General features: G+C 58.8%; 13 protein-coding genes. 6 read left to right on the plus strand and 7 right to left on the minus strand.

Annotated elements, in window-relative coordinates; translation table 11 throughout:
• Window positions 1–21: 21 nt before the first annotated feature.
• The 3 genes from alg8 to yaaA all read right to left on the minus strand — a co-directional run bounded on the left by alg8 (window position 22) and on the right by yaaA (window position 4,484).
• A complete protein-coding gene (gene alg8, locus ACOI8A_RS09985) occupies window positions 22–1,506 on the minus strand; it encodes a mannuronan synthase (protein ID WP_420647720.1) in 1,485 nt (494 codons plus the stop codon).
• 73 nt (window positions 1,507–1,579) lie between these two features.
• Entirely contained in the window at window positions 1,580–2,896 is a 1,317-nt protein-coding gene (locus tag ACOI8A_RS09990) for a nucleotide sugar dehydrogenase (protein ID WP_420647721.1), read from the minus strand.
• Between the two features lie 808 nt (window positions 2,897–3,704).
• Window positions 3,705–4,484: a peroxide stress protein YaaA gene (yaaA, locus tag ACOI8A_RS09995; protein ID WP_420647722.1), complete on the minus strand. Its 780-nt coding sequence runs from the start codon at window positions 4,482–4,484 to the stop codon at window positions 3,705–3,707.
• A 327-nt stretch (window positions 4,485–4,811) separates the two neighbouring features.
• Here yaaA and ACOI8A_RS10000 point away from each other — a divergent pair, with 327 nt between their 5' ends.
• The 6 genes from ACOI8A_RS10000 to ACOI8A_RS10025 all read left to right on the plus strand — a co-directional run bounded on the left by ACOI8A_RS10000 (window position 4,812) and on the right by ACOI8A_RS10025 (window position 9,922).
• Window positions 4,812–5,936: a polysaccharide deacetylase family protein gene (locus ACOI8A_RS10000; protein WP_420647723.1), complete on the plus strand. Its 1,125-nt coding sequence runs from the start codon at window positions 4,812–4,814 to the stop codon at window positions 5,934–5,936.
• Between the two features lie 349 nt (window positions 5,937–6,285).
• Entirely contained in the window at window positions 6,286–7,677 is a 1,392-nt protein-coding gene (locus ACOI8A_RS10005) for a PhoH family protein (protein WP_420647724.1), read from the plus strand.
• A 103-nt stretch (window positions 7,678–7,780) separates the two neighbouring features.
• Complete coding sequence (gene moaC / locus ACOI8A_RS10010; RefSeq protein ID WP_420647725.1) at window positions 7,781–8,254, plus strand: cyclic pyranopterin monophosphate synthase MoaC; 474 nt, start codon at window positions 7,781–7,783, stop codon at window positions 8,252–8,254.
• Window positions 8,251–8,493, plus strand: a complete 243-nt coding sequence (locus ACOI8A_RS10015; RefSeq protein ID WP_420647726.1) for a MoaD/ThiS family protein — start codon at window positions 8,251–8,253, stop codon at window positions 8,491–8,493. Before moaC ends, ACOI8A_RS10015 begins: the two co-directional genes overlap by 4 nt.
• 3 nt (window positions 8,494–8,496) lie before the next feature.
• Entirely contained in the window at window positions 8,497–8,949 is a 453-nt protein-coding gene (gene moaE / locus ACOI8A_RS10020) for a molybdopterin synthase catalytic subunit MoaE (RefSeq protein ID WP_420647727.1), read from the plus strand.
• A 196-nt stretch (window positions 8,950–9,145) separates the two neighbouring features.
• Entirely contained in the window at window positions 9,146–9,922 is a 777-nt protein-coding gene (locus ACOI8A_RS10025; RefSeq protein ID WP_420647728.1) for an ABC transporter substrate-binding protein, read from the plus strand.
• A gap of 108 nt (window positions 9,923–10,030) precedes the next feature.
• Here the strand turns inward: ACOI8A_RS10025 and ACOI8A_RS10030 are convergent, their stop codons facing one another.
• From ACOI8A_RS10030 to rhlB, 4 genes are all read right to left on the minus strand, one after another.
• Window positions 10,031–10,672 (minus strand): helix-turn-helix transcriptional regulator, encoded by a 642-nt coding sequence (locus ACOI8A_RS10030; RefSeq protein ID WP_420647729.1) that lies wholly within the window; start codon window positions 10,670–10,672, stop codon window positions 10,031–10,033.
• A 75-nt stretch (window positions 10,673–10,747) separates the two neighbouring features.
• Entirely contained in the window at window positions 10,748–11,878 is a 1,131-nt protein-coding gene (locus tag ACOI8A_RS10035) for an NAD(P)/FAD-dependent oxidoreductase (protein ID WP_420647730.1), read from the minus strand.
• A 14-nt stretch (window positions 11,879–11,892) separates the two neighbouring features.
• Window positions 11,893–12,837: an ornithine cyclodeaminase family protein gene (locus ACOI8A_RS10040; protein WP_420647731.1), complete on the minus strand. Its 945-nt coding sequence runs from the start codon at window positions 12,835–12,837 to the stop codon at window positions 11,893–11,895.
• Between the two features lie 122 nt (window positions 12,838–12,959).
• On the minus strand, window positions 12,960–14,450 hold the full coding sequence (rhlB, locus tag ACOI8A_RS10045) for an ATP-dependent RNA helicase RhlB (protein WP_420647732.1): 1,491 nt from the start codon (window positions 14,448–14,450) through the stop codon (window positions 12,960–12,962).
• Window positions 14,451–14,481: the final 31 nt, after the last annotated feature.

Here is a 14,481-nt window from a genome sequence, read left to right on the forward strand (position 1 = left end):
TGTTAATTCAATAGGGGCGGGTCAGACCATCATCAGCAGCACGGCGACAAAAATGCTGCCGGCGGAGAAGGTCATGGTCCGAGACGACCAAGTGTTGAACCAACGTTGAAAGCTGGCGAGATCACGGGTCAGGGAAGTGGGCTGGCGCGTCCAGGATTGTTGGTCGAGGCGGAAGAACACGTAGATCTTCACCAGTGCGCCGACGATCTGGTTGTAATAGAGAATCACCGGATAAGCCGGGCCGATGCGGTGACCGGAACACGACAGCAGCAAGGTCAGAATCAGGCGGGTAATGCCGATCCACAGCAGGTACACGAGGATGAACGCGCTGCCGTACTTGAAGCTGGCGATGATCGCCACGGTCAGGCCGAGCAGCGAGGTCCACATCGATACGCGCTGGTCGAACAGCACCAGCGAAGTGAAGGCGCCGAGGCGTTTCATACCAAGGCCCAGGGCACGCGAGTTCTGGCGCAGGTTGTTGCCGTACCAGCGGAACATCAGCTTGCGGCTGGCCTTGATGAAGCTCTTTTCCGGCGGATGTTCCACGGTGTGGATCGCCGCGTCCGGCACGTAAAAGGTGTCGTAACCGAGGCGCATCAAGCTGAACCAGCTCGACTTGTCGTCGCCGGTCAAAAACTTGAAGCGGCCCAGACGCCAGTGCTGCAGCGAGTCGCTTTCGACGTCGGCGATGAACTCCGGGTTGGTCACTACGCTGGCGCGAAATACCGACATGCGGCCGGTCATGGTCAGCACGCGTTTGGACAGGGCCATCGAGCACATGTTGATGTGGCGCTGGGCGAAGCGCAGCTTGTGCCACTCGCTCATGATGTAGCCGCCGCGCACTTCGCAGAACTCGTTGGTGGTCAGGCCGCCGACGTTGCCGAACAGCTGGAACCACGGCACGGTCTTGCGCACTACGCCCTCGGCGAGCACGGTGTCGCCGTCGATCACGGCTACCACTGCACGGTCGTCCGGCAAGTGGCGGGAGATCGCGCGGAAGCCGTAAGCCAGGCCGTCCCGTTTGCCGGTGCCGGGAATGCGCACGAAGTCGAGCTTGACCCGATCCGGTGGATTCATCCGCGCCCACAGGCTTTTCACCAGCAGTTCATCGGACATTTCCACGATCGAGCAGACCATGGTTGCGGGCAGGCCGCAGTCGATCGCTTCGCGGATCACCGAGCTGTAAACCTGCGCGGTGGTCAACGCGTCGATACGAAAACTGGTGACCATCAGGTACACGTGCGACGGGTCGGCCGCAGCCCCCAGCTTGCGCACTTTACGGCGCAGGTGCGGGTAGACGATGTACAGAAAGATCATGCCGCGCACAAAGTGCGTGGCACCCATCGAGTAGCGCCAGATACCCACGGCGCCAATCAGAAAAATGAAGTCCTTCGACTCGGAGTCGAACGTGGACGCGGGCAGCATCAAGGCGAGGCCCATCAGCAGGCTTAAAAACAAAAGCCAGCCGGCAGCTTGCAGAAAAAAATGTTTGAGCTTGTTCGACATAACCGTCATCCGAAGGTGATGGAGGCTTCAAGCCGCCTTGTCAGCGGCTTGAAGCTCGAGGCTTGCTGCTGACTTACCAGCAGATGCCTTCGGTGCGGGTGCCGGGATCAGTGGCCTTGGCCATGAAGCCGACCAGGTCGATGACCTGTTTGCCGTGCGGTGCCTGTTGCGCCAGCGCCCGGAACTTCTCGTCACGGTTGCCGAGGATGATCACGTCGGAGTTATTGATCACGTCGTCGAAGTTGGCATTGAGCAGCGACGATACGTGCGGGATCTTCGACTCGATGTAGTCCTTGTTCGCGCCGTGGACACGGGCGTACTCGACGTTGCTGTCGTAGATGCTCAGGTCGTAACCCTTGCCGATGAGCATTTCTGCCAGATCCACCAGCGGACTTTCGCGCAGGTCGTCGGTGCCGGCCTTGAAGCTCAAGCCGAGCAGGGCGACTTTGCGCTTGTCGTGGCTTTCGACGATGTCGAAGGCGTTCTGCACTTGCGACACGTTGCTGCGCATCAGCGAGTTGAGCAGCGGCGCTTCGACGTCCAGCGAACCGGCGCGGTAGGTCAGCGCACGCACGTCTTTTGGCAGGCACGAACCGCCGAAGGCGAAACCTGGGCGCATGTAGTACTGCGACAGGTTGAGGGTCTTGTCCTGGCAGACCACGTCCATCACTTCACGGCCATCGACGCCGACTGCTTTGGCGATGTTGCCGATCTCGTTGGCGAAGGTCACTTTGGTCGCGTGCCAGACGTTGCAGGTGTACTTGATCATCTCGGCGACAGCGATGTCCTTGCGGATGATCGGCGCGTCGAGCTCTTCGTACAGCGATTGCAGAACGTCGCCGGAAGCCTTGTCGAACTCACCGATGACGGTCATCGGTGGCAGGTCGTAGTCGGCAATGGCGGTGGATTCACGCAGGAATTCAGGGTTGACCGCGACGCCAAAATCAACGCCAGCCTTTTTGCCGGAGCAGTCTTCGAGGATCGGGATGACAACGTTTGCCACGGTGCCCGGGAGTACGGTGCTGCGCACCACGATGGTGTGGCGGGTGGTCTTGTCGCGCAGAACAAAACCGATCTCGCGGCATACCGCTTCGATGTAGTTGAGTTCCAGATCGCCGTTCTTCTTGCTTGGCGTGCCGACGCAGATCATCGACAGGTCGGTATCGCGAATCGCTTCGGCGAAGTTGGTAGTACCGCGCAGACGACCGGTCTGAATACCTTGCTGCAGCAGTTCGCCCAAACCTGGTTCAACAATGGGAGATTTGCCAGCGTTGATCATGTCGATCTTGTCTTTGGCAACATCGACGCCAATTACGTCATGGCCCCGTGCAGACAGGCAACCGGCACATACCGCGCCAACGTAACCCAAACCAAATATGCTGATGCGCATCGCAATTACCTCTGTATATATCAGGCCGTTAGATGGCCGGAGTTAATGGTGTTCAGCGGTCATAGTGCACTCGCAAGTGCGCCTTACTGGCGCCGCAATGCCGTGTGCAGGCATACAAAGTTGCGAGTGTCTAAATAAGTGCACTCAAGGTGTGCGCAACCAGGCCTTGTAGTTATGACTTGCCCTGTAATGCAGCCAATCCACATTTTTTGGGTATTGGTGCACCGGTGTTTCACGCTCGATCTCTGGAAAAATGCCAATAGATCAATCGGTTGAGTGCTCGGGCGAGCACGTTGATAGGGGCGCAGTCTTGGCCTCGCAGGGGATAGTAATGCTGCATATCTCCTGTCCTTCGTTCTTCGTTCAGACTAGTGAGTCATCTATTCAAGTAGTCGTGACAACTTGGTTACATGGCTTTCATCTGTGCGTAAGTTATCTCGTACAAACTCGGCGAGAATCGTTACCGGTGGTATGAGCTACGCATTTGGACATAGTTCCTGTCCGCTGATCGCTCAGTCTGAAATTTTTTGAAATATTGAGAAAGATGGCACTGCTCTCATATTGATAGCACTTTCGATTTCGCCCTTTAATACCGGGGTCGTAATCAAGGTCGATATTTTTGTGCCACTACAGAGAAAAAATTTACGTGCCACTACTGAAAAAAATGACAAGTGTCGAGTGAAACTAAAATTAGAAAACAGGGGCGTAGTTTTATGGCGCCAAGAAAACGGCGGAAACTAGCGAGGGTTTTTTGACATCGTGCGAGGTGCACGACTCTTTTATCAAAGAGTCGTGCAATGGGCATGCTTTATTCGGGGGCGTGATCGCGCAGAAACACCAGATTGTCCGGTTTAGACTGTTCGGCACTGAAGCGATAACCTTGGGCATCGAACTGCTTGAGGGCGGCGTGATCGTTGATGCGTTCCTGGATCACGAAACGGCTCATCAATCCTCGGGCTTTTTTGGCGTAGAAACTGATGATTTTGTATTGTCCGTTCTTCATGTCCTTGAACTCGGTGTTGATGATCCGCGCGTTCAGGGCGGTGCGTTTGACCGCCGAGAAGTATTCGTTGGACGCCAGATTCAGCAACACGTCATCGCCCTGATCGGCCAGCGCTTCATTCAGCCATTCGCTGATGCGCGTGCCCCAGAACGCGTACAAATCCTTGCCGCGCGCGTTGGGCAGTTTGGTGCCCATTTCCAGACGATAGGGCTGCATCAGGTCGAGTGGGCGCAGCAGGCCGTACAGCCCGGAGAGCATGCGCAGGTGTTGTTGTGCGTAATCGAAGTCGGCTTCGCTGAATGACTGGGCGTCGAGTCCGGTGTACACGTCGCCCTTGAACGCCAGCAGCGCCTGCTTGGCGTTTTCCGGGGTGAACGCTGGTGTCCAGCTGCCGAAACGCGCGGCATTGAGCCCGCCGATCTTGTCGGAGACGTGCATCAACTCGCTGATCTGCGCCGGCGTCAGCTCGCGCAATTGCTGGATCAGCTCCTGGGAATGGTCGAGGTACTGCGGCTGGGTGAAACGCTGGGTCGCCGGCGGTGTTTGGTAATCGAGGGTCTTGGCGGGGGAAATCACCATCAGCATGAAGTCGTCTCCTTTAATCGTGGGGGCGATTCTAGGGGGTTGGCTGCGTTGACTCCAGCTATGGGGGTTATAGGTATGTGTCAGTGCGGACATTTGCGACGGCTGGGGGATTTTTCCCTCACCCCAGCCCTCTCCCGGAGGGAGAGGGAGCCGATCTTCATTGGTTTCCAAGCCTGAGTTCGGCTCGATAGTTCAGGTCGGCAGACATCGAAAGAGCGACTCGGTCAGCTCCCTCTCCCTCCGGGAGAGGGTTGGGGTGAGGGCAGCGTCCTCGAACCTTGCACATCAGCTATAGTGCCGCGCGGGTTTTGTTATGGAGACGTCCCATTGCGCATTGTTCTTTTATTCACCGCGTGGCTGTTGAGCTGCGGGGCCATTGCGGCACCCGGCGACATCGCGACGCTGGATCGCAACACCTGGCCGGAAAAACTCGACAACCCGACCCTGTTCGACGTCGCCTCGCGCGCCGAAATCCTGATGTTCGCCCGCGGCCTGCTCGGCACCGAGTCGATGACCGAAGCCGCACTGGCCCAGCGTCTGGGCCTGCGCACGATCAATCTGGACGCGATCAACAGCCTGCGTGCGCGTTTGTGGCAGCGTCTGCTTGCCGGCTACAACTTCGCCCAGCAGAGCTGCGATCAGGACGCCTCGTTCTGCTTCCTCGTCGAAGACATGGCCACTTTGCGTGAAGAAGCCGGCAAGTTTCAGCTCGGCGACGACAGCTATTACATCAAATGGGCCGAGCCGAGCCGGATTTTCCATTTGCAGTATCTCGACGAGCTGATGCGCAAAGCCGCGCTGTCACCGCAGACCAGCAGCGAAGTCGATCGTTTTGGCGACTACGAGCGTAGCGGCGATGAAATGCACGACCGACTGTTTCTGCTGACCTTCGACAGCGCCGCCAACGCGCAACCGGACAATGCCAACTGGCTGACCGAATACCTGCGCAAGTCAAACATGAGCGCCACGTTCTTCATGTTGGGCAAGGATATTCAGGCGCGACTCGGCGAGCGTTCGGCCGCCAGCCTGCAAGCGGCATTCTCGCAACAGTGCGTCGGCGTGCAGGGCTGGGAGTTTCGCAGCCACAGTCACTGGCAGGACTGGCAGGATTCGGTGCGACGCAGTGCTGATCTGGTGAAAAACAAATTGCCGGAAAACTACGTGCCGCTGTTCCGTCCGCCGGATGGCCAGCGCCGCAGCGATGCACAGGATTTTTTCAACAGCCAGGGCCTGCAAGTGGCGCTGTGGGACATCGACGCGCAGGACGGCGCCGGCAAACTCAAGGGCACCGCCAGTGCGCAACGCGTACTGACCCTGATGCTGTTGTGGCGTCACGGTGTGATCAATTTCAACATGAAACAGGACGCGGTGAAGACCGCGATGCCGTGGCTGATCACGCAAGCGTCGCAGAGCGGTATCGGCTGGGAAGACTGTCAGGACGCGTTTCGCTGAGAAACGACGAAAGCCCGGAAACATTGGGCTTGGGGTGATTTTTTTGCAGAAATCGATGCAGGCGGACTTCCGACTCTAACGGGGGCCGGGCAGTCCGCCAAGGGCTATTCGTCACTTTGCAAAATAAACTTCAAAAAAGCGTCAAAGTGCTTTTTCCTGTCACAGGTTTTGGAGTATTACGAAGACAGACCGCCGAAACCTGCAACACAGGTGGCGTCTCCCAAGACCCAGTTTGTGTGCAAGTCACCTGCCTCTTTCAATAAAAGCCCGGCAGATGAATCGGCAGTCACTTCGAGGCGCAGCACTGTAGCGGTATTGCGTCGAATGGCTCTGACAAAGGTGACCGAGTATGGATGATCACGGACGTAGCCCTTCCAACCAGCCAATCCTTTATGTACTCGATACCAACGTACTGATTCACGATCCAAACGCCCTGCTGAATTTCGAAGAACACCACGTCGCGATCCCGATGACCGTGCTTGAAGAGCTGGACAAGCTCAAGAGCGGGCATCACAGCGTGGCCGCCGAATGCCGCCAGGCGATCCGGCTGATCGACAAGACCCTGGGCGATGCTTCACCCGAAGACGTCGAACTGGGTGTGCCGATCCAGCGCGGCAAGGGAGGGCCGAAGGGCTTGCTGTCAATTCTGATGAGCAAGCAGGCCGAATCGAACCTGATTCTGCCTGAGCATCTGAACGACAACAAAATCATCAACCAACTGATCGACCTGCACACCCGCGAGCCGAAAAAACCGGTGGTGCTGGTCACCAAAGACATCAACATGCGCCTCAAGGCGCGCGCCTGCGGGATCGCGGCCGAGGATTACAGCACCGACCAGTTGGTTGACGACGTGTCCTTGCTGCCCAACGGCTACCACAACATGACCGGCTCCTTCTGGGATCTGGTGAAAAATGTCGAAACCCGCCAGGACCACGGCCGTACCTGGCACCAGGTGCGGATGATCGACAACCTGCCGGCAGTGCACATCAACGAGTTCATCATCGACGAACAGGGCTTTGTCGGCTGGATCAAGGAGATCGACGAAGACAAGCTGCTGATTCTCGATCTGCATCAGGAACCCCTGTTGCACCAGGAAGCCTGGGGCCTGAAACCGCGTGACATCTACCAGAGTCTGGCGCTGTACGCGCTGCTCGATCCGGATATTCATCTGGTCAACCTGTCCGGCGCCGCCGGCTCGGGTAAAACCATTCTGGCGCTTGCCGCTGCGATCGAGCAGACCATGGTCAGCAAGCGTTATCGCCGCATCATCGCCACCCGCAGCGTGCAAGGCCTGGATCAGGAAATCGGTTTCCTGCCCGGCACCGAAGCGGAAAAAATGGAGCCCTGGCTGGGCGCCATCACCGACAACCTCGAAGCCTTGCACATGGATGATGAAAACACCCATGGCAGCGTCGACTACATCCTCAGCAAAGTCCCGTTGCAGTTCAAATCGCTCAACTACATTCGCGGTCGCAGCTTCCAGCAGAGCCTGATCCTGATCGACGAATGCCAGAACCTCACGCCGCACCAGATGAAAACCATCATCACCCGTGCCGGCGCCGGTTCGAAAGTGGTGTGCCTGGGCAACCTGGCACAGATCGACACTCCTTACCTGTCCGCGACCAGCTCCGGGCTGACTTACCTGACGGAACGCTTCAAGGATTTCCCTAACGGTGTACACATCACCCTGCAAGGGGTGCCACGTTCGATCCTGGCCGAATACGCCGAAACGCATTTGTAACTCGGCACAAAAAACCGGGCGGCCGAAAAAGCCGCCCGGTTTTTTATGTGCGGGAAATTGACCCGCAGGTTTACAATCGGCGCTCCTGATCAGGAGTAATCCCGTGCTGACTCATCTCGATTCCCAAGGTCGCGCCAACATGGTCGACGTCACCGAAAAAGCCGTGACGTTCCGTGAGGCGACGGCTCAAGCGCTGGTGCGCATGCTCCCCGAAACGTTGCAGATGATCGTCAGCGGCGGCCATCCCAAGGGTGACGTATTTGCTGTGGCGCGCATTGCCGGCATTCAAGCGGCGAAGAAAACCAGCGATCTGATTCCGCTGTGCCATCCGCTGATGCTGACCGGCGTCAAAGTCGAGCTCAGCGCCGAAGGTGACGACGCTGTGCGTATCGTCGCCCGTTGCAAACTGTCCGGGCAGACCGGTGTGGAGATGGAAGCACTCACCGCCGCCAGCGTCGCGGCTCTGACCATTTATGACATGTGCAAAGCCGTGGATCGTGGCATGACCATCGAGAGCGTGCGTCTGCTGGAGAAGGTCGGCGGCAAGAGCGGGCACTTCCAGGCGGATCAGGCATGAAGCTGACTGTGAAGTTTTTTGCCCGCTACCGTGAAGCGCTTGGAGTGGACTCGCTGCAGGTTGAAGGCGATTTCGCCAGCGTTGACGACGTGCGCGCGCTCCTGGCCAAACGTGATGGCGCCGAGGTGTTGAGCGAGCAGAACCTGATGTGTGCGCGCAACGAAGACTTGTGTCAGCTCGACGAGCCGCTGGTTGATGGCGACGAAGTAGCGTTTTTCCCTACCGTGACCGGAGGCTGAGCCATGGCGATTCGGGTGCAGTCCGAAGCGTTTGATCCGGGTGCTGAAGTCAACGCGATGCATGCGGCGAATGTCGGTGTTGGCGCGGTAGTGAGTTTTGTCGGCTACGTGCGCGACTTCAATGAAGGGCTGGATGTGGCCGGGATGTTTCTTGAACACTATCCGGGTATGACCGAAAAGGCCTTGGGCAAAATTGCTCTTGAAGCCGAACAGCGCTGGCCGCTGTTGAAACTCGAAGTGCTGCACCGCATTGGCGCGCTGGAGCCGGGCGAACCGATCGTGTTCGTCGCCGCTGCCAGCGCTCATCGCCAGGCTGCGTTCGATGCCTGCGCCTTCGTCATGGACTACCTGAAAACCCGTGCGCCGTTCTGGAAAAAAGAAAACACCAGCGACGGACCGCGTTGGGTCGAGGGGCGTGACAGTGATCATGCAGCGGCGGATCGCTGGAACAAATAAATCAAAAGATCGCAGCCTTCGGCAGCTCCTACAGATGATCGGTGTAGGAGCTGCCGAAGGCTGCGATCTTTTGATTTTGATCCTCGAATTGACGACTTATACATAAAAGTCCAGTATGGATTTATAAGTACAAAATAGTTTGCTGTTGCTCCTCTTTCATCTTGCCAAACCAACAACAACCCGCGAGAGAATGAACATGAAGAAACTCCCCCTTATTGCCGGTCTGGCCCTCAGCCTGCTAGCGTGCAGCAGCGTGTTTGCCGCCGAGAAAACCCTGCGCATTGGCATCGAAGCCGCCTATCCGCCGTTCGCCTCGAAGACTGACAAGGGCGAGATCGTCGGTTTCGACTACGACATCGGCAACGCCTTGTGCGCGCAGATGAAGGCCAAATGCGTGTGGGTCGAGGGCGAGTTCGACGGTCTGATTCCTTCCCTGAAAGTGAAGAAAATCGACCTGGCGCTGTCGTCCATGACCATCAATGAAGACCGCAAGAAGTCGGTGGACTTCACCCACAAGTACTACTTCACCTCTTCGCGGCTGGTGATGAAGGACGGCGCGACGGTCGATGACCAGTACGCCAGCCTCAAGGGCAAGAACGTCGGCGTGCAGCGCGCGACCACTACTGATCGTTATGCAACTGAGGTGTTCGAGCCGAAGGGCATCAACGTCAAGCGCTACAGCAATAACGAAGAGATCTACATGGACCTGGCGGCGGGGCGTCTTGACGCGATTTTTGCCGACACCATTCCGCTCAATGACTTCCTCAACATGCCGCGTGGCAAGGGTTACGCGTTTGTCGGGCCGGAATTGAAAGATCCGAAATATGTGGGCGAGGGTGCTGGGATTGCGGTGCGCAAGGGCAATGCTGAATTGGTGTCCGAGCTGAACAGCGCGATTGATGGCATTCGAGCGAGTGGCGAATATCAGAAGATTTCCGACAAGTATTTCAAGTCCGACATCTACGGCGACTGACAGTCCGCTATCGCTGGCAAGCCAGCTCCCACAGGGGCCGCGTCGAGCACAAAATATGTGATCACCGCTGAAACTGTAGGAGCTGCCGAAGGCTGCGATCTTTTGATCTCAGCCCTTCAGCTCTTTCAAATGCTTGTACACCGTCGCCCGCCCCATGTTCAGCACATTCGCCACGTAGTTCGAGGCACTTTTGCCTTTGAACGCGCCCTCGGCGTGCAACGCCAAAACCAATTCCCGTTTGTGATCACGCGTCAGCACGCTCAGGCTGAGCTGCCGTTCGCGCAGCCAGTTGTGCAGGAAGGTGTTGATGCGCTCCTGCCAGTCATCGCGAAACAGTGAGTCCGGTTGCGGGATCAGTTTGCTCGGCGAGAGAAACAGATCCAGCGCAGCCTTGGCATTCTCGAACAGCGAAATATTCAGATTGATGCACAGCACCGCCAGCGGACGCCCTTCGCTGTCACGCAGCACGCTGCTCAGGCTGCGAATCTTCTGACCGTCCCAGTTGAGCTTTTCGTAGGGGCCGATGTTCCGTTCGCTGACGTCTTCACTGAGCATGTCTTCCAGCGCCGAGTCATCGCCGATGTCGCGCTTCGACAGGTTGTTGGCAATGTAATCGACCTTCTGCGTGCGCAGGTCGTGCAGCACCACTTCAGCGTGGGGATAGAACAGCGTGGCGATGGCGTCGGCGATGGCGCGGAAGTTGTCCAGCGCAGCGTCGTTCAGCTCGGGTTTGGTTTCGGCGGCGGTCATGATTGTGTAGCTCCAGAAAGCGTCAGCGCCTCGTGCACAGGGGCGCTGCGAGTGTGCCGCAATCGGTCGCGCGCGTCATCCGCGCAGGCGGGCAGGGGAAAGCATCGCGGCGCTCAGACCGAATTGCTGCAGGTGTTCGGGCAGTGCTTCACCGCGTACCAATGCCGCACTGGCCTGGCCCATGGCGGGAGACGTCTGAATGCCGTAACCGCCCTGCGCCGCGACCCAGAACAGCCCCGGTACCTGCGGATCGAAACCGCAAAGCAGGTCACCGTCAGCGACGAAGCTGCGCAAACCGGCCCAGGTGCGGGTCGGGCGGCGGATGGTCAGCGTCGTGGCTTCTTCGATCTGGTAGATGCCCATGGCGATGTCCAGTTCTTCAGGCTGCACGTCATGCGGTTCCACCGGATCAGCGTTGGCCGGCGAGCCGAGGAACATGCCCGCGTCGGGCTTCATGTAGAACGATTCATCGAGGCTGACCAGCATCGGCCAGTGATGAATATCCACGCCTTCGGGGCCGGCGAAGATGAACGCGGCGCGGCGCTTCGGTTGCAGGCCCAACGGCTGGGCGCCGGCCAATGCACCGACCTTGTCGGCCCACGCGCCTGCGGCATTTATAACAACCGGGGCGCTGAACGTCTGGCCGTTGGTCTCGACCTGCCATAGGCCTTCGGCATCGCGGCTCAGGCCCAGCACCTGGCAATCGGTGTGCACTTCGCCTTTGTTGCGGCGAATACCGCGCAGATAACCCTGATGCAGCGCGTCGGTGTCGATGTCGCTGGCGGACGGATCGTAGATCGCGCCGTGGACTTTTTCCCGGCGCAGGATCGGCAGCCGTGCGCAGGCTTCATCGGCGCTGAGCAGTTGCATCTCCGGCACCGTGGCTTTGGCGCTCAGGTATTGATTGTTCAGCTCGGCCGGATCGCCGGTGAAATCCACGGTCATCTCGCCGCGTGGGGTCAGCAGTGGATGTTCGCAAAATCCGCTGGGCGGGTTATCGAAAAACGCGCGGCTGGCCTGGGTCAGCGCGCGCACCTGCGGCGTGCCGTACGCGGCAGTGAACAGCGCGGCCGAACGGCCGGTGGAGTGATAGGCCGGATGCGATTCGCGCTCCAGCACGATCACCTTGCCGTGCGGCGACAACCAGAAACCGCTGGAAGCGCCGGCAATCCCGCCGCCGATGATGATGAAATCTGCGTGGCTCATGATGATCTCCGCTGTCAGCGCTGCAATTGGTAAACCGCATTGGCCAGGGCGATGTCTTCCAGGCCCAGGCCGATCGAGCGGAAAAATACGTGGCGGTGATATTCCGGGCGCTGCACTTTTTCGCTGAGCAGGTCCGCGAGGTCACCGAGGATTGAATCGGGATTCCAGTCGTGTTGTTCAGCGGCAATCAACATCTCACCCGCCGAACCCGGGGTGGTCAGACGATAGTCGCAGAACACTTGCATGTCGTTGAGGCTGTGCGGCGGCACTTCATGCGCGCGCGGGGCGTTGGTGCTGATCGAGGTGATCAGCGCCGGTTTGCTCAGCTCTGCCGGGTCGATCACCGGGCCTGCGGCAGACGTGCAAAGCATGATCACGTCCGCATCGGCGATGGCGGCTTTGCGGCTGGCGGCGATGGTCAGACGTGGATCGAGGGATTTGAACAGGTTCGCGGTTTCCGCATCGGAGCTCAGGCTTGGCGAATAGACCGTGATGCTCTGCCAGTCGCGCAATGTTTTGACGTAATGCAGGTGCGCCTGGGCGACCTTGCCGCTGCCAATGATCGTAAGCCGTCGCGCGTTGAGCGGCGCAAGAGCATCGACTGCCACCGCTGTGGTCGCCGCCGTACGTGCGGTGGTCAGCTCACCGGCATCACATAACAGCAGCGGCTGGCCGGTCTTCATCGACATCAACAGCGTCCACGCCGTCACCAGCGGACCTTGCTCGCGGACGATGTACGGCGAAGTCTTGACCCCGTACACGCCGTCCTCGGCCAGCACGCCCAGATAATTGATGAAATCCCCGGCGCCCTGTGGAAATTCCACCAGTTGCTGCGCCGGTTGCACCGCGTGCCCGGCCGCCAGATCACGGAACAGTTTGCGCAGGATCTGCGGCACATCAATCCGCGCCAGCAACGCGCGGGCCTGGGTCTGGTCGATCACGTAAGGCGTACTGGACATGTCGGCTCCGCCGTCTGGATATAAACTAATTTGTCCATTATGGACTTTTAGTCGAGGCGAACAATATCCAGACAAAAAAAAAGCGCAGTCCGTTGCCGGCTGCGCTTTTCTTCATGCGTCGCTTACTCGGGACGCTTGCGCTCAACCGCCCGCAGCAGATGCGTCGGTGGCGTTTCACAGCTGATCTTGCGGCCCAGCTTCTCTTCGATCGAAGGCAACTGATAAGAGTCATCTTCCCCGGCGAAGCTGATCGACACACCATCGGCGCCGGCGCGACCGGTACGGCCGATGCGGTGTACGTAGTCGTCCGGGACTTCCGGCAGGGTGAAGTTGATCACGTGGCTGATGCCGTCGATGTGAATGCCGCGACCGGCGACGTCGGTGGCAACCAGTACGCGAATCTTGCCTTCGCGGAAACCTTCCAGAGTCTTGATGCGCTTGTGCTGTGGCACGTCGCCGGACAGTTGCGCGGCGTTGACGCCATCACGCACCAGACGTTCTTCAATGCGCCGCACTTCATCCTTGCGGTTGGCGAAGACCATCACCCGCTCCCAACCATTGTCGGTGACCAGGTTGTAGAGCAGTTTGTATTTGTCGGCAGCGGCTACGGCGTAGATATGCTGCTCGACGTTTTCGCTGGCCACGTTCTGCGACTCGATCTCGACGATCGACGGGTCGGTGGTCCATTGCTTGGCGAGGTTCATCACGTCTTCGGTGAAGGTCGCGGAGAACAGCAGCGTCTGGCGCTCGTTCTTCGGCGGGGTCTGACGGATGATCTGCCGCACTTGCGGGATGAAGCCCATGTCAAGCATGCGGTCGGCTTCGTCGAGCACCATCACTTCGACCATGTCCAGATGCACGTCGCCGCGCTGGTTGAAGTCGAGCAGACGGCCCGGCGTGGCCACGAGGATGTCGCAGTGGCGCGCCTCGAGGTGCTTGAGCTGCTTGTCGAAGTCCATGCCGCCAACGAACGTCATGACGTTGAGGCCGGTGTACTTGGTCAGGTCAGCGGCGTCTTTGGCAATCTGTACCACCAGCTCGCGGGTTGGCGCGATGATCAGTGCGCGTGGCTCACCCATGTAGCGCTCTTTCGGCGGAGGGGTCTGCAGCAGCTGGGTGATGATCGAGATCAGGAACGCGGCGGTTTTGCCGGTACCGGTCTGGGCGCGGCCGATGGCGTCTTTGCCGGCGAGGGTGAAACCCAGCACCTGCGCCTGGATCGGCGTGCAATACGGGAAGCCCAGGTCCTGGATGGCATGCATCAGTTCCGGGGACAATTTGAAATCGTGGAAACGGGTTTTGCCTTCCTGTGGTTCGACGACGAAGTCTTCGAGCTTCCACGGAATCACCGGCGCCTTGGGCTTCGGTTCGCGACGCGGTCTGGCCGGTTTCGGCGCTTCGCTGTGCGCTGGCTCGGCAACTGGAGCATCAACAACAGGCGTGGCCGGTGCTGGCCGAGGTTCGCGTTTGGGGGCCGCTACCGGAACGTGGCGGTCAGCTTGAGGGGCATCGCTTTGATGACCGGGAGTGCGGGATGGCGCACTGGGAACTGGCGCGAGCTGCTCAGCCTCGCTTTTACCGAACATTTTCTTGAGTGCTTTGAGCACGGTCATCTCATCAATTGGTTAAGGAATGTACGCCGGC

It is taken from the genome of Pseudomonas sp. P4795, from assembly GCF_048822895.1.
Classification (GTDB): Bacteria; Pseudomonadota; Gammaproteobacteria; order Pseudomonadales; family Pseudomonadaceae; genus Aquipseudomonas.